We start from the raw sequence: 18,371 nt of genomic DNA on the forward strand, positions 1-18,371 counted from the left end.
GGCCGGCGTTTATTTGTCCAGAGCACTATAACCTCCCGGTCCAACCTCACGAAGACGCTCTATCAGATTGGCGAGCGCCTTATCATCAGGATTTTCTGTGGCCATCTTTTCGAACTCGGCCAACGCACCTTCATCTCCTGCATCATATCTACGGAAGATGTCTGTGAACTGTTGCACAGCGGTTTCGGAAAAATCGAAGACGGGTTCGAACACTTCCATCGGGGTCGACCGGCCCGACACGGCGATCCGCCCGACCGGCCGGAAACAGCTCAGCGCCGAGCGCTCGACCACCGTGTCGCTGACCAGCGTCTTGGTCTTGAGATATTTGTTGGCGCCTTCGAGCCGCGACGCGGTGTTCATCGAGTCGCCGAGCGCGGTGTACTGGATGCGGCCCTCGCCGCCGAAATTGCCGACGATCGCCTCGCCGAAATGGACGCCGACGCGGGTGACGCCGATCGGCGGCACGCCCTCGGGCGCCTCGCGGCGGAACTGTTCGCCCGCCTCGTACATCGCCACCGCGCAGCGGACGGCGCGCTCGCAATCGTCGGGGCGGCTGATCGGCGCGCCCCAGAAGGCGACGATCGCGTCGCCGACGAACTTGTCGATCGTGCCGCCATGTTCGAGCACCGTCTCCGACAGCACGTCGAGATATTTGTTGAGCAGGAAGGCGACCATCTCCGGCTCGATCTGGTGGCTGAGCTTGGTGAAGCCTTCCAGGTCGCTGAACAGCGCGTAGATCTCGCGCTTCTCGCCGTGGAGCTGGAGCCGCTCCGGATTCTTCATGATGTCCTTGGCGATGTCGCCGGGCAGATATTTGCCGAGCGCCGACTGTGCGAAGTTGCGCTGCTCCGATCCGATGCCCCGCGCCGCGGTGCCGACCGCCGAATAGGCGAAGACCCAGCCGATCAGCCAGCCGAACACCGGCAGCCCCTGGGTGTCGATGCCGTGGAACTGCCAGATGAACGGCACCGCCGCGATCGCGCCCGCCTGGACCAGCAGCAGCAGGCCGAGCTTCCAGATCTTCATGTTCGACACCGCCGTCAGCGCGCCGAGCGCGATCACGCTGAGCGCGATCAGCCACAGGCCCCAGCCCGGAATCTTGCGCGGCATGATGTTGTCGAGCATCTGCGCGAGCAGCGTCGCGTGGATCTCCAGCCCGATCGTCGTCTCGCCCTTCTGGATGCGCGAGGCGGGGGTGATGAACTGGTCGACGTCGGGGATGTCGCCGCCGATCATGATGTAGCGCCCCTCGATCTGCGGGCGGAACGCCTCGATCAGATCGGGATTGGCGATGATCTCGATCGGGAATTTGTCGAACACCGGCCGGTCGGCGAACTTCGGCAGCCGGTAGCGGATCGATCCCTGGTAGGACCGGAACTGCTCGCCGCCGCCGGTCAGCGAGTTCGCCATCAGCGGCGGCAGCTCGCGCGGCTGGTTCGGCCAACTCCGCATCACCCCGTCGTCGTCGGCGAGCAGGCGGATGCTCGTCGGGTGGACGTTGCCGGGTTTTGTCTGCCGCAGGAAGTCGCGGAGGAAATTCTCCTGGTCGAGCGTCATGAAGGTCGTGTTGGTCGCATGCGACGCGAAGCCCAGATAGGTCGGCGTCTTCATCGTCCGGAAGGCGTCGATCAATATCTGGTCCTCGGGCGTCGGCTGATCGACGAGGATATCGATGCCGATCGCCTTCGGCTTCATCCGGTCGAGCGCGAGCAGTCCCTTGGCCAGCATCGAGCGGTCGAGCGGCGAGCGGCGGCCGGTCAGGCGCAGCGTGTCCTCGGTGAAGGTCACCATCGCGATGCGCGGATCGGTCTCGACCCGCGGGCTGGCGAGCAGCAGCCGCACGTCGAACAGCGCGCGCTCGGCGTCCTTCGCCAGCATCACGTTCCAGCTGTAGCGGGCGAAGGCGAGGCCGAGGATCAGGAAGATCGCGGTGACGACGAGTCGGGTCGCGCCGATCTGTCGCAGCGTCTTGCGCAAGAGCGGACCGAAACCCCGGATACGCGCCGCCAGTGACGCGCCTTCGCCGCTACCCGCCATAGAATCCCCCAATATGCCCTGGCGGGATATTAGAGCGATTGCGAGGCAGATGGGAAGCGGCGAGTTCGCTTGCAATCCGTGCCGGTCCGGGGCAGGGTTCCCATTCTGTTCCAAAGGATGCCCCATGTCGCCGATCGTCGCCCTTGCCTTGCCCGCCTGCCTGCTGATCGGGCTCGCGATCGGCTGGCTGGTGCGCGGCCGGCTGCTGGCGAGCGGGGCCGAGGACGCCGCCGGGCTGCGCCGGGCGCTCGACGCCGCGCGCGACGCGCTCGCCCGGTCGGAGGCGGATCGCGCCGGGCTCGCCGCCGAGCGGCAGGCGCGGACCGAGGCGTTCGAGGCGCAGATCCGCCAGCTCCAGGAGGCGAAGGAGCAGCTCGCGGCCCAGTTCGCCGAGGTCGGCGGCAAGCTGCTCGACCAGGCGCAGCGCCAGTTCCTCGAACGCGCCGACCAGCGCTTCCACCAGGCGGGCGAGAAGAACGAGGCGCAGCTCAAGGCGTTGCTCAACCCGGTCGAGACCACCCTCAAGCGCTATGAGGAAGGGTTGCAGCGGGTCGAGAAGGAGCGGGTCGACAGCTATGCCGGCCTGCGCGAGGCGGTCGAGCTGGTCCGCCAGGGGCAGGGGCAGGTGCGCGACGAGGCCGCTCGCCTCGTCAACGCGCTGCGCGCCAGCCCCAAGGCGCGCGGGCGCTGGGGCGAGCAGTCGCTGCGCAACGTGCTCGAACAGGCGGGCCTGTCGCCCTATGCCGATTTCGCGACCGAGGTGTCGGTCGATACCGAGGACGGCCGGCTGCGCCCCGACGTCGTCGTCCGCCTGCCCGGCGGCCGCAAGCTGATCGTCGACGCCAAATGCTCGTTCAACGCCTATATGGACGCGAGCGAGGAGGTCGACGAGACGGCGCGCGCGACCCTGCTCAAGGCGCATGCGGCGGCGCTGCGCACCCATGCCAACCAGCTTGGCCAGAAAAGCTATTGGGATCGTTTCGGCGATGCGGCCGATTATGTCGTCATGTACATCCCGGGCGAGCATTTCCTGTCGGCGGCGATGGAGCAGGACCCCGAGCTGTGGGACTGGGCGCACCAGCGCCGCGTGCTGATCGCGACGCCGATCAACCTCGTCGCGCTCGCGCGCACCATCGCCAGCGTCTGGCGGCAGGAGAAGATGGCCGAGGAGGCGCGCGCGATCGGCCGGCTCGGCAAGGAGATGTACGAGCGGTTGTCGACCGCGGCCGGCCATCTGCGCCGGGTCGGCGGCGGGCTCAACAGCGCGGTCGAGAATTACAACAAATTCGTGTCGAGCTTCGAGGGCCGCGTTCTCGTCACCGGTCGCAAGTTCCGCGAGCTCAACGTCGAGACCGGCGACAAGGAGATCGACGAGCTGGGCGCGATCGAGACCCGCGCGAGCGAGCCGTCGGTCGACCTGCTGGCATCGCCGGAGGGCGGCGAGCCGGGCCTGCCGAACTGACGCGGCAGACGGTCGATGGCGCTGGCGGAGAACAGGCCCGACCATTGGCTGTCGCTGCGGATCGTCTGGGCGGTGCTGAGCGTCCTCACCCTGGTCTTCGCCTGGGTCTCCGCCACCGAATATGCGCGTCGCGACGCGATCCTGCGCGGCGGCCGCGAGCTTTCGGCGCGGGTGGTGGCGCAGTATCGCAGCGACCCGTCGCCGCTGGCGATCTGCTCGCTGCGGATAGAGTTCCGCGACCGGACGATGGCCTTCCAGGACGGTCTGTCGATCGCCTGCGGCGAGCTGGCCGACTATCCGGTCGGCCGCCGCTTCGCGATCGTCGCGAACATGGAACGCGGCGACTGGATGCCGGCAGGGCAGGGCCGCTTCCCGCCGGCGATCTTCGGCGTGGTGGCGGGGCTGGTCGGGCTGGCCTTCGCCGGGGTCCACACCCTGCGGATGCGCGGCCAGCCGGACAGCGAGGTTTATTGATATCACCGTCGCCCCGGCGGAGGCTGGGGCCCATGTCTCTCACCAGCCAGATGCCATCTGAGGAGACGACAGACATGGATGCCAGCCTCCGCTGGCATGACGATGGAAGAGGGGGTTAAACAAAACCCAGATCATAGAATGGAGACCATCGATGGCCGATCTTTCCGCCTTTCCGATCACCCGGCGCTGGCCGGCCGAACATCCCGACCGCATCCAGCTCTATTCGCTCAACACGCCCAACGGGGTGAAGGCGTCGATCATGCTGGAGGAGACGGGGCTTCCCTATGAGCCGCACCTCGTCGACATCACCGCCGACCAGAGCCACACGCCCGAATTCCTGTCGCTCAACCCGAACGGCAAGATTCCGGCGATCATCGATCCCGACGGCCCCGGCGGCCGGCCGCTGGGCCTGTTCGAGTCGGGAGCGATCCTGATCTACCTCGCCGACAAGAGCGGCCGGTTCATCGCCGCCGATCCGGCGCTGCGCTACGAGACGATCCAGTGGGTGTTCTTCCAGAATGCCGGGATCGGCCCGATGTTCGGCCAGGTCGGCTTCTTCAACAAATTCGCCGGCAAGGCCTATGAGGACAAGCGCCCGCTGGAGCGCTACGTCGCCGAGTCGAAGCGGCTGCTCGGCGTACTCGAACAGCGGCTCGACGGCCGCGACTGGATCATGGGGGCGGACTACAGCATCGCCGATGTCTCGACCCTCGGCTGGGTCCGCAACCTGATCACCTTCTACGAGGCGCGCGACCTCGTCGAATATGACGGCCTGAAGAACGTCCCCGCCTGGCTCGACCGCGGCCTCGCCCGCCCGGCGGTGCAGCGCGGGCTGGAGATTCCGAAGCGGGGGTAGAGCCTGCCGGCATGAGGAATTAGAGGCTGACCCCGATCCGCGCCGAAACCCGCCGTCCGGCGTCAGCCGCGATCGGGCCGCTGGCCACGCGGCGGCCGTGCCAGCTGTCGGTCAGGTCGACGCCGATCGTGAAGGGCCCGGCGACATAGTCGACGCGCAGCGCCGCGTCGGTGTAGCGGCCGTGCGGGCGGAGGCGGGCGGAGCGGACGGGATCGTCGGACGTGCCGCTCGACCGGCCGACCTGCGCGCCGACCGTGACCGGCGTCCCGACGATCGCGACCGAGGCGGCGGCGGCGAGGTAGAGATTGTCGCCGCCGATCGCGTCCTGCTTGGGGGCGTAGAGGCCGAACAGGTCGAACTGCACCGGGCCGATCGTCGTCCCCGCGCCGCCGCCCAGCTCGACAAAGTTCGCGCCGCCATGGCCGGGGAAGGCGTGGTGGCTGACCTGGGCGTCGGCGCGGATCGCGCCGAAGTCCTGCGTGTAGACTAGCGCGCTGTCGATCCCGATCGCGGCGCCATCGTGCCGCGCGCCGTGGCGCAGCGTCGTGCCCGCGACCGAGACCGACAGGCCCTCGACGGGTTGCAGCGACAGGCGCGCGCTCGCCGCCGGACGGCCGTCGCTCCAGCTCAGCCCGCGGCGGCGCTCGTCGCTGGTCAGCGTCGCGGAGAGCGAGGGCGACCAGTCCGCCGCCCGCGCCGCCTGCATTGCCTGGCCACCGAGCAGCAGGCCGGAAAAAATGGTCGCTGCCCGGAGACGCACGATCAGCTCGCGTTCGGCCGCGCGGCGGCCTCGAGCTCGGCGAGCAAGGTCGCGCGGTCGCGCTCGACCACCGCCAGCACGTGGCGGCGGACCTCGTCGCCGCGCGCGGCGACCTCGCGCTCGATCGCCTTCTTCGCGGCGGTGCAGGTGCCGGGCTGGCTGCCCTTGAGCTGCAGCCCGGTGTCAACGACGCGGCTGAGTCCGTCGGCGCCGCCCAGCCTCCGCTCGACCGCCACCCGGGCGACCCAGGCGCAGCGGACGACCCCGCCGGTCCGCGTCGGCGGCGACATCCCGGTCTGGCGGGTGCTGAGCGCAGTGCTCGCCCGGTAGTCGATCGTCACGGGCGCGCCGCGATGCTCGATCGTCGTGCGATGGAGATGGCCTCCATCCGCGCCCGCCAGGGATGCGGTCAGCGCCCCCAAAAGCATCATCATGGTCATTGCGTTCTCCTGCTTGCGCCGCCGTTCCTGCGGGCGGTCGCGACAGCCGAGGTATGACCGCTGTGTTGCTGGTCCTTTGCTGGGCGGCGACATTTGCCGCCGCCCGCCGGGATCAGTTGGCCAGGGATCAGTGGGCGCGGGGCGGGACCGGGCCGTAATCGGTCGGGTCGTTGGCGGTGACCGACAGCAGCGCCGTCCAGGCGGCGACATTCTGGCGGAGCTGCGCCGGATCGACCTTGTCGAGCGTGTCGTCGGGGGTGTGGTGGACGTCGAAATAGCGGGTGCCGTCCTGGCCCAGCTCGATCACCGGGATGCCGAGCTTCTGGATCTCGGAGATGTCCGATCCCGACGCGTCGCCGTTGCGCGGCGCGGGCTGGATGCCGAGCGGGGCGAGCGCCGCCGCGAGCGGCTTCATCGCCGGCAGGGCGGCCTCGGCGATCGAGGTCTGGTAGCGCCAGATGCGGTCCGAGCCGAAATCGGATTCGGCGAGCAGATGGTGTTTCTCGTCCTTGTGCTTCTCGCGATAGGCGGCGCCGCCGAACAGGCCGATCTCCTCCGATCCGAACCAGACGACGCGGATCGTGCGCAGCGGCTGCCCGGCGTCCATGATCCGCTTGGCCGCCGCCGTGGTGATGGCGACGCCGGCCGCGTCGTCGATCGCGCCGGTGCCCTGGTCCCAGCTGTCGAGATGCCCGCCGACCAGGACGATCCCGGCATTGGGATCGCGGCCCGGCACCTCGGCGATGACGTTGCCCGACAGGCGCTTGCCCGCCATCCGGGCCGTCGCCTTCAGCGCCACCGTCACCGGCTGGCCGCGCTTGAGCACCCGTTCGAGCTGATCGGCGTCGGGATTGGCGAGCGCCAGCGCCGGGATCGGCTGCGCGCCGTCGCTCCAGCTCTGCGCGCCGGTGTGCGGCGCGCGGTGATGGTCGGTGCCGATCGAGCGGATCAGGATCGCGGCGGCGCCGAGCTTGGAGGCTGCCGAGGGCCCTTCGCGGCGGACCTTGCCGACCGTGCCGTAATGCGATCCGTCCTGGGTCACGGCCATGCGGTGGGTGAGGAAGACGATCTTGCCCTTCACCGCCGCGGGATCGGCGGCCTTGAGCGAATCGAGGCTGTCGAAGCCGATCACCTCGGCGGTCAGCCCCTTGGCCGGGGTCGCGGCGCTGTTGCCGAGCGCGGTGAGGACGAGCGGCTGCGGATAGGGCGCGACGATCTCCGCGCTTGCCTCGCCGCGCTCCCAATAGGGAACCTCGAACGGCTCGACCCGGACGTTGGAGAAGCCGAGTGCCTTGAGCCGGGCGACCGCCCAGTCGCGGGCGCGCGCCTCGGCGTCGCTGCCGGCGAGGCGGGGGCCGATCTCGGTGGTCAGGCCTTCGGTGATGTCCCAGGCGACGCTGTCGGTCAGCGCCGCGTCGCGCAGCGCGGCGGTCTCTTCCGGCTTGGCCTGGGCGAGGAGGGGGGAGGAAAGGGCGGCGGAGGCGGCGAGCGCCAGCAACGAAATTTTCTTCATGGGGTTGGTTGCTAACCATCCGCTCCCCATTTGCCAATTGCCCTGTCGTCGGTTAGTGGCGGCGGCAAATCCCAGCCCTGACGTTCGATGAGGTTCGCGCCCGATGGCCGTGCAATATAGTTTCGTGATGAAGGGTCTGACCAAGACCTTCCCCGGCGCCAACAAGCCGCTGTTCAACAACATCCACCTGCAGTTCCTGCCGGGGACGAAGATCGCGATCATCGGCGTCAACGGCGCCGGCAAGTCGACCCTGATGAAGGTCATGGCCGGCATGGACACCGATTATTCGGGCGAGGCCTGGGCCGCAGAGGGCGTCAGCGTCGGCTATCTGCCGCAGGAGCCGCAGCTCGATCCGGACAAGACGGTCAAGCAGAACGTGATGGACGGCGTCCGCGAGGTCGCGGACATGATCGACCGCTTCAACGCGATCTCGGCCGAGATGGGCGATCCCAAGGACGACACCGATTTCGACGCGCTGATGGAGGAGATGGGCGTCCTCCAGGAGAAGATCGACGCGGCCGACGGCTGGACGCTCGACAACCAGCTCGAGATCGCCATGGAAGCGCTGCGCTGCCCGCCGGGCGACCTGCCGGTCACCGGCCTGTCGGGCGGCGAGAAGCGCCGCGTCGCCCTGTGCCGCCTGCTGCTCGAAAAGCCCGACATCCTGCTGCTCGACGAGCCGACCAACCATCTCGACGCGGAGAGCGTCGCCTGGCTCGAACAGCATCTGGTCGATTATTCGGGCAACGTCATCCTCGTCACCCACGATCGCTACTTCCTCGACAATGTCGTGGGCTGGGTGCTCGAGCTCGATCGCGGCCGGGGCATTCCCTATGAGGGCAATTATTCGTCGTGGCTCGACGCCAAGGCGAAGCGCATGGAGCAGGAGGAGCGCGAGGACGCCGGCCGCCAGAAGGCGATCAAGGAGGAGCTGGAGTGGATCCGGCAGAGCCCGAAGGCGCGCCAGACCAAGTCCAAGGCGCGTATCCGCGCGTTCGACGAACTGGTCGAGAAGCAGAACAACCGCGCGCCCGGCAAGGCCCAGATCGTCATCCAGACCCCCGAGCGCCTCGGCGGCAAGGTGATCGAGGCCAAGGGGCTGACCAAGTCCTATGGCGACAAGAAGCTGTTCGAGGGGCTCGACTTCACGCTGCCGCCGGGCGGCATCGTCGGCGTGATCGGGCCGAACGGCGCGGGCAAGACCACGCTGTTCCGGCTGATCACCGGCCAGGAGACCCCCGACGCCGGCTCGATCGACATCGGCCCGACCGTCAAGCTCGGCTTCGTCGACCAGAGCCGCGACGCGCTCGATTCGAACAAGAACGTCTGGGAGGAAGTGTCGGAGGGTCATGACATCATGACCGTCGGCAAGTTCGAGATGTCGACCCGCGCCTATGTCGGCGCGTTCAACTTCAAGGGCCCCGACCAGCAGAAGAAGGTCGGCCAGCTCTCGGGCGGCGAACGCAACCGCGTCCACATGGCGAAGATGCTCCGCAAGGGCGGCAACGTGCTGCTGCTCGACGAGCCGACCAACGACCTCGACGTCGAGACGCTGCGCGCGCTCGAGGACGCGCTGGAGAATTTCGCGGGCTGCGCGGTGGTGATCAGCCACGACCGCTTCTTCCTCGATCGCCTCGCCACCCACATCCTCGCCTTCGAGGGCGACGGCCATGTCGAATGGTTCGAAGGCAATTTCGAAAGCTATGAGGAAGACAAGCGCCGCCGCCTCGGCGACGCCGCCGACCGGGCCAGCGCCGGGGCGTACAAGAAGCTGACGCGTTAAGGAAAAAGCCCGGACCTCAAGAGGTTCCGGGCTTTTTCTTGTTCATTCCGACCGTCATCCTGGCGAAAGCCAGGATCTCCCTTCTTCTTCTTCGTCAGGAAGGTAGTGAGATCCTGGCTTTCGCCAGGATGACGAACTCCTCACATATAGTTCATGGGGTCCGGCGTCGGCAGCTTGCAGGCGCTCTGGTAGCCGCGCTTGCACATCGCGACCTGGGCGCGCCAGTCGCGCATCGCCATGGCATAGGCCTCGCGCTGGCGGATGAAGGTCGCGTCGTTCTCCAGCACCTCGCGGTTGTGCTGGCGCAGCGCTGCCGCATAGGCGGCCTTGTCGGCCTCATATTGGGCCTGGTTCTCTTCGTTCTGCGCCTGCGCGACCGCGTTGTTGGTCTGGGTCTGGGCGATCGCGCTGCCGACCTTGTCGTTCAGCGCCCGGGTCTCCGGGACCTCGCGGGCGTCGGCGGCCTGGTGGGCGGGATCGGTCTGGGCCGGGCTGCTCTGGGCCGCGAGCGAGGCGACGGCGATCAGCGCGGTGATCGCCAGGATCGAACGGGCTATCATGGTCAAGCTCCTCAACAAATGATCGAGGGGCTCAACGAACGGAGAGGGGCGGGCGTTCCGGCCCCCTCGCCAAAGGAAGCGTCAGGCCGGCGAGAACTCGCCGGTTTCCTCGTCGAGCAGGTGGAGGATGCCGTCGGCGACCGCGAAATAGGCGCCGTGGATCTTCAGCCGGCCCTTCCGCTCGCGGATCGGCACGCAGGGGAAGGTGCGCAGGTTGGCGATCGAGACCTTGACCGCCTCCCATTCGAGCGCGCGCACCGCTTCCTCGCCATGGCCATGCTCGGCGACGACCTTGTCGCGCGCCTCGTCGAGCATCGACATCCAGTCGGCGATGAAGCCGCCCTGGCCCTTCTCGGCATTTTCGAAGCGGCGGGTGAGCGCCGCCGCGCAGCCGCCGCAGCTCTGGTGGCCGAGCACGACGATCTCGGGCACTTCGAGCTGGGTCACCGCGAACTCCAGCGCCGCCGAGACGCCGTGACGGCCCGCCGTGGTCTCGAACGGCGGCACCATGTTGGCGATGTTGCGGACCATGAAGATCTCGCCGGGCGAGGTGTCGAAGATGATCGTCGGATCGACCCGGCTGTCCGAGCAGGCGATCACCATCAAGCGGGGATTCTGCCCACTGGCGAGCTGCGTCCAGCGTTCGCGTTGTTGTTTCCAGCCATTCGCCTTGAAGCGGCGATAGCCCTCGATGAGCCCGGAGAAGTCGGTCATGAGCGAGTGCCCTAGACCTGAGCGGGGGGACTGGCAAGAGCGGCCCTTATCGCCTATCTGGCATCCCATGAGCGAACCCCTGCCGATCACCGACGCCCCGAAGCAGCGCAAGCCCGACTGGATTCGGGTCAAGGCGCCGATGGGCCAGGCTTTCTCCGATACCAAGGCGCTGATGCGCCGCCTCAACCTCGCCACCGTGTGCGAGGAGGCGGCCTGCCCGAACATCGGCGAATGCTGGACCAAGAAGCATGCGACGGTGATGATCCTGGGCGACACCTGCACCCGGGCCTGCGCCTTCTGCAACGTCAAGACGGGCATGCCGCGCCCGGTCGACGCGCTGGAGCCGCAGCATGTCGCCGACGCCGCGGCCGAACTGGGGCTGGAGCATATCGTCGTCACCTCGGTCGACCGCGACGACCTGCCCGACGGCGGCGCGAAGCAGTTCGTCAAGGTGATCGAGGCGCTGCGCCGGACCACGCCCAGGACGACGATCGAGATCCTCACCCCGGATTTCCGCAACAAGGCCGACGCGGCGATCGAGATGATCGTCGCGGCGCGGCCCGACGTCTACAACCATAATCTCGAAACGGTGCCGAGGCTCTATCCGACGATCCGGCCGGGCGCGCGCTATTATGCGTCGCTGCGCCTGCTGGAGACGGTCAAGCGGCTCGACCCGACGATCTTCACCAAGTCGGGCATCATGGTCGGGCTGGGCGAGGAGCGGCTCGAAGTCCATCAGGTGATGGACGACATGCGTTCGGCCGACATCGATTTCCTGACGATGGGCCAATATCTCCAGCCGACGCCGAAGCACGCCAAGGTCGCCGACTTCGTCGCGCCCAAGACCTTCGAGGCCTATGCCGCGATCGCGCGAGCGAAGGGCTTCCTGCTGGTCGCAGCGACCCCGCTGACCCGGTCGAGCTACCATGCCGGCGACGATTTCGTGAAGCTGCGCGACGCCCGCAATGCCGAGCTGGCCCGCAAGGCGGCGGTGCCGGCCGCCTGACATGCCTCGCCACCGCGAGACCCGGACGCTGCCCTATAGCCCGGAGCAGATGTACGCGCTCGTCGCCGACGTCGCGTCCTACGCCGAGTTCCTGCCCTGGGTGTCGGCGGTGCGCGTCCGCTCCGACAGCGAGACCGAGATGGTCGCCGACCTGATGGTCGGCTTCAAGGCGCTACGCGAGAAGTTCACCTCGAAGGTCAGCAAGCAGCGGCCGGCGAGCATCCATGTCGACTATGTCGATGGGCCGCTCAAATTCCTCCACAACGACTGGGCCTTCGCCGCCGACGGCAAGGGCGGGTCGATCGTCGACTTCTCGATCGACTTCGAGTTCCGGTCGCGGCTGTTCGAGATGATCGCCGGCCAGATGTTCGACCGGGCGCTCAGGATGATGATCAACGCGTTCGAGGAACGCGCGGCGAAGCTTTACGGCTCCTCGGCCAGCGTCGCCCCCGGCATCAGCAGCTCGAGCGCGCATAGCGCCGCCTGAAGCCGGACGCCGCCGCGTCCCAGGTCGCCGAAATGGCGCTTGTCGGCGGCGATGTCCTCGGGATCGGCGCCTTTCCGCGCGCGGCCGAACACCACCGTGCCGACCGGCTTCTTCTCGCTGCCGCCGCCCGGGCCCGCGACGCCGGTGATCGCCACCGCGGTGTCGGCGCCGCTCTGCTCCAGCGCGCCGCGCGCCATCGCCCAGGCGACCGCGATCGACACCGCGCCGAACGTCTCGATCATCTCGACCGACACGCCGAGCAGCGAGACCTTCGCCTCGTTCGAATAGGTGACGAAGCCGCAGCCGAGCACGTCCGACGATCCCGGAATCTCGGTCAGCGCGGCGGCGACGAGGCCGCCGGTGCAGCTCTCCGCCACCGCGATCTTGCGGCCCTCGGCGCGGTTCGCCTCGATCACCCGGCGCGCGGCCTCGACCAGCTCGGGGGGCAGCAATGTGTCTTGGTGCTCGGTCACGATCTCTTCCCCTTCGCTATATGGACGGCACGCGCACCGTTGCAACCGCCTGTGCCGCGATCCCCTCGCGCCGGCCGGTGAAGCCTAGCCGCTCGGTGGTGGTCGCCTTGACGCTGACCTGGCCCGCCGTCAGGCCGAGCAGGGCGGCGATCCGGTCGCGGATCGCCGCGCGGTGCGGGCCGACCTTGGGCGCTTCGCAGATGATGGTCAGGTCGACGAAGTCGACGATCCCGCCCGCCGCCGCGACGAGGTCGCGGGCATGGGCCAGGAACATCGCCGAATCGGCGCCTTTCCAGCGTTGGTCGCTGGGCGGGAAATGGCTGCCGATATCGCCCGCCGCGATCGTGCCGAGCAGCGCGTCGGTCAGCGCGTGGAGCGCGACGTCGGCGTCGCTGTGCCCGGCGAGGGCGCGGTCATGGGCGATGCGGACGCCGCCGAGCTGGACGCCGTCGCCGGCGGTGAAGCCGTGGACGTCGAAGCCCATCGCGGTGCGGCTGATCATCGCCATCCTTTCCTCGGCGGCCTCGAAATCGGCGGCAAAAGTGAGCTTCTCCAGGCTGCGGTCGCCCTCGACGATCGCGACCGACAGGCCGTGGGCGCGCGCGACCTGCGCGTCGTCGGTCGCTTCGCGCGCCGGGTCCCAGGCGCGGTGCGCGGCGAGGATGTCGGCGCGGCGGAAGGCCTGCGGCGTCTGGACGCGGTGCAGCCCGTCGCGCGGCACGGCGTCGCCGAGCAGGGCGTCGCCCTTCGCCAGCGTGTCGGCGACCGCGAGCGCGGGAACCGCGCCGTCGCTGCCGTCGAGCGCGGCGATCAGCCGGTCGATCACCGCGGCGGGCAGGAAGGGGCGGGCGGCGTCGTGGATCAGGACGATGTCGGCGTCGACCGCCGCCAGCCCGGCGATCACCGAATCGCGCCGGGTCGCGCCGCCGGTGACGGGCGGGGGCAGGGCGCGTCCGCCGACCGCCTCGGCATGGAGGTCCTCCTGGCCCGCGCCGATCACGAGCTGGACGCTGCCGATCGCCGGATGGCGCGCCAGCGCGTCGACGGCATGGGCGAGCACCGCCTTGCCGCCGATCCACCGATATTGCTTGGGCACGCCGCCGCCGCTGCGGACGCCCTGTCCGGCGGCGACGATCAAGGCGGCGATGCTGGGCTTCCCCGTCATGCGCCGCGCTTTAGGTGGGGGGGCTCGAACAGTAAAGCTCGGGCCGCCGTCGCCCCTTGTCCGTCATCCTGGCGAAAGCCAGGATCTCCCTTCTTCCCGGGATGTGGGAAGGTAGGGAGATTCCAGCTTTCGCTGGAATGACGATTTGGTTGGGCAATGCCACCTCGCTTGCTCCCCGGCCGCTTTGCGGGTAGAGCGATTGCCGCTTTTTTAGGCAATATGGCTTCATGACCCCCAGACTGCGCCCCATCGACATCGGTCCCGTGCGGATCGACAACCCCGTGATTCTCGCGCCGATGACCGGCGTGAGCGACCTGCCGTTCCGCAAGGTGGTGCGCGGCTACGGGTCGGGGCTGAACGTCACCGAGATGATCGCCAGCCAGGCGGCGATCCGCGAGACGCGCCAGTCGGTGCAGAAGGCGCTGTGGGACCCGGCCGAGGAGCCGGTGTCGATGCAGCTCGTCGGCTGCACGCCGAAGGAGATGGGCGAGGCGGCGAAGCTCAGCCAGGATCGCGGCGCCGCGATCATCGACATCAACATGGGTTGCCCGGTGCGCAAGGTCGTCAACGGCGACGCCGGATCGGCGCTGATGCGGACGCCCGAACTGGCGGTCGAGATCGTCAAGGCGACGGTCGCGGCGGTCGAGGTGCCGGTCACGCTCAAGATGCGGATGGGCTGGGACCATGACAGCCTCAACGCGCCCGAACTGGCGCGCATCGCCGAGGATGTCGGCGTGAAGATGATCACCGTCCACGGCCGTACCCGCTGCCAGATGTACAAGGGATCGGCCGACTGGGCGTTCATCCGCCGGGTCAAGGAAGCGGTGTCGATCCCGGTGATCGTCAACGGCGACATCTGCTCGATCGAGGATGCCGAGACCGCGCTCGACCAGTCGGGCGCCGATGGGCTGATGATCGGGCGCGGCGCCTATGGCCGGCCCTGGCTGCTGTCGCAGGTGATGCATTATCTCGCTACCGGCGAGCGCAGGCCCGATCCGACGATCGAGCAGCAATATCACGTTATATTAGCGCATTATCATGCGATGCTCGAACTCTATGGAAAAGAGGTCGGCGTCAACATGGCGCGCAAGCACATCGGCTGGTACACCAAGGGGCTGGTCGGCTCGGCGGAGTTCCGCAACACCGTCAACCAGGAGCCCGACGCCGCCAGGGTGATCGCCATGCTCGGAGAATTCTACGCGCCATGGCTCTCCCGGGCAGCAGCCTGATCCGCTTCGGGCGGCGCGCATCCGCGGCGGATCGTCCCGCCGACGCCCCCTCGGCGGCCGAGATCATGGCGGCGATGGCGACCGCCGTGCTGACCATCGATCCCGACGGTCAGGTCGTCGAGATCAACGCCGCCTGCGAATCGCTGTTCAACCTCAGCCGCAGCCAGATCGTCGGGCATGGCGTGCTCGACGCGATCGGCCATCCGCTGACGACGATGCCCAGCGACGCGCCCTTCGCCGCCTATGACATCGACATCGTCCTGCCGGGCCGGCGGCGGATGCGGGTCGACCTGATGGTCGCGCCGCTGCCCGACCGGCCGGGCTGGCGCGCGGTATCGATCCACGGCCATGCCCGCAGCGCGATCGGGGCGCGGTCGATCGACCGCGAGGGCGGCACCCGCACCGCCGTCGCCGCCGCGGCGATGCTGGCGCACGAGGTGAAGAACCCGCTGTCGGCGGTGCGTGGCGCGGCGCAGCTGCTGGAGACGAGCTGCGACGAGGAATCGCGTCCGCTCACCCGGCTGATCCGCGAGGAGGTCGACCGCGTCGCCGCGCTGATCGACCGGATGCAGGGTTTCACCGACACCCGCCCGATCGAGATGACGCCGCAGAACATCCACGCCATCCTCGGCCATGCGCGCGAGGTGGCGCTCAAGGGCTTCGCGCAGGGGCGGGTGATCCGCGAGGTCTATGATCCGTCGCTGCCGGCGGTGCTCGGCCATCGCGATTCGCTGATCCAGATCGTCATCAACCTGCTCAAGAACGCCGCCGAGGCGATGGGCGAGGAGCCGGGGGCGATCACGCTCACCACCGCCTATCGCCACGGCGTCTCGATGCGCCGCGCCGACGGCGACGCGCGCCAGCCGCTGCCGATCGAGCTGTGCGTGATCGACGAGGGCCCCGGCGCGCCGCCCGAGATCGAAGGGCATCTGTTCGATCCGTTCGTCACCACCAAGCGCACCGGCAGTGGCCTTGGCCTCGCGCTGGTGGAGAAGCTCGTTTCCGACCAGGGGGGAATCATCGAATATGCGCGCGAAGGCACGCCGTCGCGGACCGTGTTCCGCCTCCTGCTCCCGCGCGCGCGGGTGACGGCATGACCGGAACCGGGGGCAGGGTCCTGGTCGTCGACGACGACGGCGCCATCCGCACCGTGGTGCGCGAGGCGCTGCGCCGCGCCGGCCATATCGTCGAGACGGCGGCCTCGGTCGCCGAGCAGCGCCGGCTGTTCGCCAGCTTCGATCCGCAAGTGCTCGTCACCGACGTGATCCTGCCCGACGGCAACGGGCTCGACATCATCCCGGAGATGCTCCGCACCAATCCCGGCCTGCCGGTGATCGTGCTGTCGGCGCAGAACACCTTCACCACGGCGCTGCGCGCGACAGAGCAGGGGGCGTTCGACTATCTGCCCAAGCCGTTCGACCTGGGCGAGCTGACCCGCGCCGTGTCCGATGCGCTGGCGGCGCGGGCGGGCGGCGGCGCGGCGGCGTTCGACGGCGAGGCGGCCGAGGACCTGCCGCTGATCGGCCGGTCGCCGCCGATGCAGGAGGTCTACCGCACCATCGCGCGGGTCGTCGCCAACGACCTGACCGTGCTGGTGCTGGGCGAATCGGGCACCGGCAAGGAGCTCGTCGCGCGCGCCATCCATGATTTCGGGCCACGCGCCGCGGCACCCTTCGTTGCGATCAACATGGCCGCAATCCCGCGCGAGCTGATCGAATCCGAGCTGTTCGGCCATGAGCGCGGCGCCTTCACCGGCGCGCAGGCGCGCAGCGCCGGCCGCTTCGAGCAGGCGCAGGGCGGCACGTTGTTCCTCGACGAGATCGGCGACATGCCGATGGAGGCGCAGACCCGGCTGCTCCGCGTCCTCCAGGCGGGCGAGTTCACCACGGTCGGCGGCACCCGCTCGATCCGCGCCGACGTTCGCATCATCGCCGCGACCCACAAGGACCTGCCCAGGCTGATCGCCGACGGCGGCTTCCGCGAGGACCTCTATTACCGCCTCAACGTCGTGCCGATCCGCCTGCCGGCGCTGCGCCAGCGCGGCGACGACATCGGCGAGCTGGCGCGCTTCTTCCTCGACCGGGCGGCGGCGGACGGGCTGCCGCGCAAGGCGCTCGACGCGGGGGCGGTCGCGCGGCTGATCCAGCATGGCTGGCCCGGCAACGTCCGCGAGCTCGAGAATCTGATGCGCCGCCTGGCGGTGCTCAGCCGCGAGGACGTGATCACCGCCGCGCTGGTCGAGCAGCAGCTCCATCAGCGCCCGACGGCCGACGTTCCGCCGCCCGTGCCGGCGGGCAGCGGCGGCCTCGCCGATGCCGTCGAGCAGCACCTCGCCCGCTATTTCACCACCTTCGGCCGCGAGCTGCCGCCCGACGGGCTCTACGACCGGGTGCTGGCCGAGGTCGAGCGGCCGCTGCTCGAACTCAGCATGGCGGCGGCCAAGGGCAACCAGCTCCGCGCCGCGCGGCTGCTGGGGATCAACCGCAACACCTTGCGCAAGAAGCTGACCGATCTGGGGATCGACGCGGGGGCCTCGCGCCGGGCGGATTGAACCCGGTGTCCTAGAAGCGGTGCTGGCCCTTGCCCCAGTCGCCCATGTCGCATTGTCCGGCGAAATTGGTGACGGCCTTGACCTCGATCCGTCCGGTGCGCCGATCGACGGTGAAGCGCGGCTTGTTCATGCCGTTGAGCCGGTAGCTGCCCGATATCCGGTCCGGCGTCACCGCCAGGTTTTCGATGTCCCACCAGCCGTTGTCGCCGCCCGAGTGGATCGGCGGCACCAGGCTCTTGCCCAGATGGATGCGGCCGGAATCGCCGTAGAGCTCGATCTGCACGTCGGAACTGAAGCCCTTGGCGCCGTTCTGGGGCGTGCTCCATTCCCATTTGTGGTTCCACGGGTTCCAAGCATAGCGCGACGGTTCGACGGTCGGCTTGGTTCCCGCGCCGTAGCAGACGAGGACCAGCGATTTCGCGTCGTGCCCGGGCGCCTGCTGCGCCCCATAGGCTGGGCGGGACGCGTCCTGCGCGTCGCAGTTCCCCGGCGGGACGGCATCGATCGACGCATAGCGGCCGTCGACGGTGGAGACCGACACGCAGCGTCCTTTCCGCTCGTTCCACCAGAAGGTGAAGCGCTGGTCGCGGACGGTGTTGCTGACCGTCGCGCGATAGCCGCGCGCCTCCATCTGGGTCTCCGCCCCGGCGGCGCGGGCGCCGACCAGGTCGGCGACATCGTCGCTGCTTTGCGCCTGCCCCGCCGCCGGGACCAGGATGAGCGCCGAAAGGAGGAAGGAGGATCGGCCTTTGAACGTCATGGCTGGCATCCTGTGATGGCTCGTCGATGAGCGAGCATATCAGCCGGACCGAGGCGGGAAAGAGCAAAGTCGGGCCGCCGATATCGGCGGGGCCGATCGGC

General features: G+C 68.8%; 18 protein-coding genes. 9 read left to right on the top strand and 9 right to left on the bottom strand.

The window, feature by feature from the left end; genetic code table 11:
- Positions 1-9 precede the first annotated feature (9 nt).
- Positions 10-2,037, bottom strand: a complete 2,028-nt coding sequence (locus tag HRJ34_RS03230) for an adenylate/guanylate cyclase domain-containing protein (RefSeq protein WP_016745241.1) — start codon at positions 2,035-2,037, stop codon at positions 10-12.
- A 124-nt stretch (positions 2,038-2,161) separates the two neighbouring features.
- Here HRJ34_RS03230 and HRJ34_RS03235 point away from each other — a divergent pair, with 124 nt between their 5' ends.
- From HRJ34_RS03235 to HRJ34_RS03245, 3 genes are all read left to right on the top strand, one after another.
- Positions 2,162-3,499 (top strand): DNA recombination protein RmuC, encoded by a 1,338-nt coding sequence (locus HRJ34_RS03235; RefSeq protein ID WP_086400728.1) that lies wholly within the window; start codon positions 2,162-2,164, stop codon positions 3,497-3,499.
- 15 nt (positions 3,500-3,514) lie between these two features.
- Positions 3,515-3,973: a hypothetical protein gene (locus tag HRJ34_RS03240; RefSeq protein WP_208633329.1), complete on the top strand. Its 459-nt coding sequence runs from the start codon at positions 3,515-3,517 to the stop codon at positions 3,971-3,973.
- Positions 3,974-4,124: 151 nt separating this feature from the next.
- Positions 4,125-4,829: a glutathione S-transferase family protein gene (locus HRJ34_RS03245; protein WP_016745238.1), complete on the top strand. Its 705-nt coding sequence runs from the start codon at positions 4,125-4,127 to the stop codon at positions 4,827-4,829.
- A gap of 19 nt (positions 4,830-4,848) precedes the next feature.
- Here HRJ34_RS03245 and HRJ34_RS03250 read toward each other — a convergent pair whose 3' ends face one another.
- The 3 genes from HRJ34_RS03250 to HRJ34_RS03260 form a co-directional block, all read right to left on the bottom strand.
- On the bottom strand, positions 4,849-5,589 hold the full coding sequence (locus HRJ34_RS03250) for a TorF family putative porin (protein ID WP_226949022.1): 741 nt from the start codon (positions 5,587-5,589) through the stop codon (positions 4,849-4,851).
- 2 nt (positions 5,590-5,591) lie between these two features.
- Positions 5,592-6,029: a hypothetical protein gene (locus HRJ34_RS03255; RefSeq protein ID WP_011951087.1), complete on the bottom strand. Its 438-nt coding sequence runs from the start codon at positions 6,027-6,029 to the stop codon at positions 5,592-5,594.
- Between the two features lie 127 nt (positions 6,030-6,156).
- Entirely contained in the window at positions 6,157-7,572 is a 1,416-nt protein-coding gene (locus tag HRJ34_RS03260; protein WP_016745236.1) for a M20/M25/M40 family metallo-hydrolase, read from the bottom strand.
- Between the two features lie 73 nt (positions 7,573-7,645).
- Here HRJ34_RS03260 and ettA point away from each other — a divergent pair, with 73 nt between their 5' ends.
- Entirely contained in the window at positions 7,646-9,325 is a 1,680-nt protein-coding gene (gene ettA / locus HRJ34_RS03265; RefSeq protein WP_011951089.1) for an energy-dependent translational throttle protein EttA, read from the top strand.
- 140 nt (positions 9,326-9,465) lie between these two features.
- Here the strand turns inward: ettA and HRJ34_RS03270 are convergent, their stop codons facing one another.
- Positions 9,466-9,885, bottom strand: a complete 420-nt coding sequence (locus HRJ34_RS03270) for a hypothetical protein (protein WP_208633330.1) — start codon at positions 9,883-9,885, stop codon at positions 9,466-9,468.
- Between the two features lie 81 nt (positions 9,886-9,966).
- Complete coding sequence (locus HRJ34_RS03275) at positions 9,967-10,599, bottom strand: carbonic anhydrase (protein WP_208633331.1); 633 nt, start codon at positions 10,597-10,599, stop codon at positions 9,967-9,969.
- A 67-nt stretch (positions 10,600-10,666) separates the two neighbouring features.
- Here HRJ34_RS03275 and lipA point away from each other — a divergent pair, with 67 nt between their 5' ends.
- Complete coding sequence (lipA, locus tag HRJ34_RS03280; protein WP_011951092.1) at positions 10,667-11,605, top strand: lipoyl synthase; 939 nt, start codon at positions 10,667-10,669, stop codon at positions 11,603-11,605.
- A gap of 1 nt (position 11,606) precedes the next feature.
- A complete protein-coding gene (locus tag HRJ34_RS03285) occupies positions 11,607-12,092 on the top strand; it encodes a type II toxin-antitoxin system RatA family toxin (RefSeq protein ID WP_011951093.1) in 486 nt (161 codons plus the stop codon).
- On the opposite strand, the gene HRJ34_RS03290 is transcribed toward HRJ34_RS03285, so the two are convergent.
- Together HRJ34_RS03290 and HRJ34_RS03295 are read right to left on the bottom strand one after the other, a co-directional pair.
- Complete coding sequence (locus tag HRJ34_RS03290) at positions 12,029-12,565, bottom strand: CinA family protein (RefSeq protein ID WP_011951094.1); 537 nt, start codon at positions 12,563-12,565, stop codon at positions 12,029-12,031. The two genes, HRJ34_RS03285 and HRJ34_RS03290, sit on opposite strands and share 64 nt — an antisense overlap.
- Positions 12,566-12,581: 16 nt before the next feature.
- The gene (locus tag HRJ34_RS03295) at positions 12,582-13,730 is read right to left on the bottom strand and encodes a bifunctional 2-C-methyl-D-erythritol 4-phosphate cytidylyltransferase/2-C-methyl-D-erythritol 2,4-cyclodiphosphate synthase (protein WP_208633332.1); all 1,149 of its coding nucleotides are present in this window, start codon (positions 13,728-13,730) and stop codon (positions 12,582-12,584) included.
- Positions 13,731-13,957: 227 nt separating this feature from the next.
- On the opposite strand from HRJ34_RS03295, the gene dusB reads away from it, so the two are divergent.
- Genes dusB through ntrC form a run of 3 tightly spaced genes read left to right on the top strand, consistent with a single transcriptional unit; the run spans position 13,958 to position 17,510 of the window.
- The gene (gene dusB, locus HRJ34_RS03300) at positions 13,958-14,959 is read left to right on the top strand and encodes a tRNA dihydrouridine synthase DusB (RefSeq protein ID WP_208633333.1); all 1,002 of its coding nucleotides are present in this window, start codon (positions 13,958-13,960) and stop codon (positions 14,957-14,959) included.
- Positions 14,935-16,056, top strand: a complete 1,122-nt coding sequence (locus HRJ34_RS03305) for a two-component system sensor histidine kinase NtrB (protein ID WP_208633334.1) — start codon at positions 14,935-14,937, stop codon at positions 16,054-16,056. The genes dusB and HRJ34_RS03305 overlap by 25 nt, the downstream gene beginning before the upstream one ends.
- A complete protein-coding gene (gene ntrC / locus HRJ34_RS03310) occupies positions 16,053-17,510 on the top strand; it encodes a nitrogen regulation protein NR(I) (RefSeq protein WP_030090539.1) in 1,458 nt (485 codons plus the stop codon). Before HRJ34_RS03305 ends, ntrC begins: the two co-directional genes overlap by 4 nt.
- A gap of 10 nt (positions 17,511-17,520) precedes the next feature.
- On the opposite strand, the gene HRJ34_RS03315 is transcribed toward ntrC, so the two are convergent.
- Positions 17,521-18,270, bottom strand: coding sequence for a hypothetical protein (locus HRJ34_RS03315; RefSeq protein WP_051743732.1), 750 nt, complete (start codon positions 18,268-18,270; stop codon positions 17,521-17,523).
- Positions 18,271-18,371: the final 101 nt, after the last annotated feature.

The sequence above is a fragment of the Rhizorhabdus wittichii genome (assembly GCF_017607425.1).
GTDB lineage: Bacteria > Pseudomonadota > Alphaproteobacteria > Sphingomonadales > Sphingomonadaceae > Rhizorhabdus > Rhizorhabdus wittichii.

What these genes read in the sequence shown, in the direction of transcription:
- HRJ34_RS03230 (WP_016745241.1), bottom strand. Translation starts at nt 2,037, where the DNA reads ATGGCGGGTAGCGGCGAAGGCGCGTCACTGGCGGCGCGTATCCGGGGT.
- HRJ34_RS03235 (WP_086400728.1), top strand. Translation starts at nt 2,162, where the DNA reads ATGTCGCCGATCGTCGCCCTTGCCTTGCCCGCCTGCCTGCTGATCGGG.
- HRJ34_RS03240 (WP_208633329.1), top strand. Translation starts at nt 3,515, where the DNA reads ATGGCGCTGGCGGAGAACAGGCCCGACCATTGGCTGTCGCTGCGGATC.
- HRJ34_RS03245 (WP_016745238.1), top strand. Translation starts at nt 4,125, where the DNA reads ATGGCCGATCTTTCCGCCTTTCCGATCACCCGGCGCTGGCCGGCCGAA.
- HRJ34_RS03255 (WP_011951087.1), bottom strand. Translation starts at nt 6,029, where the DNA reads ATGACCATGATGATGCTTTTGGGGGCGCTGACCGCATCCCTGGCGGGC.
- HRJ34_RS03260 (WP_016745236.1), bottom strand. Translation starts at nt 7,572, where the DNA reads ATGGGGAGCGGATGGTTAGCAACCAACCCCATGAAGAAAATTTCGTTG.
- ettA (WP_011951089.1), top strand. Translation starts at nt 7,646, where the DNA reads ATGGCCGTGCAATATAGTTTCGTGATGAAGGGTCTGACCAAGACCTTC.
- HRJ34_RS03270 (WP_208633330.1), bottom strand. Translation starts at nt 9,885, where the DNA reads ATGATAGCCCGTTCGATCCTGGCGATCACCGCGCTGATCGCCGTCGCC.
- HRJ34_RS03275 (WP_208633331.1), bottom strand. Translation starts at nt 10,599, where the DNA reads ATGACCGACTTCTCCGGGCTCATCGAGGGCTATCGCCGCTTCAAGGCG.
- lipA (WP_011951092.1), top strand. Translation starts at nt 10,667, where the DNA reads ATGAGCGAACCCCTGCCGATCACCGACGCCCCGAAGCAGCGCAAGCCC.
- HRJ34_RS03285 (WP_011951093.1), top strand. Translation starts at nt 11,607, where the DNA reads ATGCCTCGCCACCGCGAGACCCGGACGCTGCCCTATAGCCCGGAGCAG.
- HRJ34_RS03295 (WP_208633332.1), bottom strand. Translation starts at nt 13,730, where the DNA reads ATGACGGGGAAGCCCAGCATCGCCGCCTTGATCGTCGCCGCCGGACAG.
- dusB (WP_208633333.1), top strand. Translation starts at nt 13,958, where the DNA reads ATGACCCCCAGACTGCGCCCCATCGACATCGGTCCCGTGCGGATCGAC.
- HRJ34_RS03305 (WP_208633334.1), top strand. Translation starts at nt 14,935, where the DNA reads ATGGCTCTCCCGGGCAGCAGCCTGATCCGCTTCGGGCGGCGCGCATCC.
- ntrC (WP_030090539.1), top strand. Translation starts at nt 16,053, where the DNA reads ATGACCGGAACCGGGGGCAGGGTCCTGGTCGTCGACGACGACGGCGCC.
- HRJ34_RS03315 (WP_051743732.1), bottom strand. Translation starts at nt 18,270, where the DNA reads ATGACGTTCAAAGGCCGATCCTCCTTCCTCCTTTCGGCGCTCATCCTG.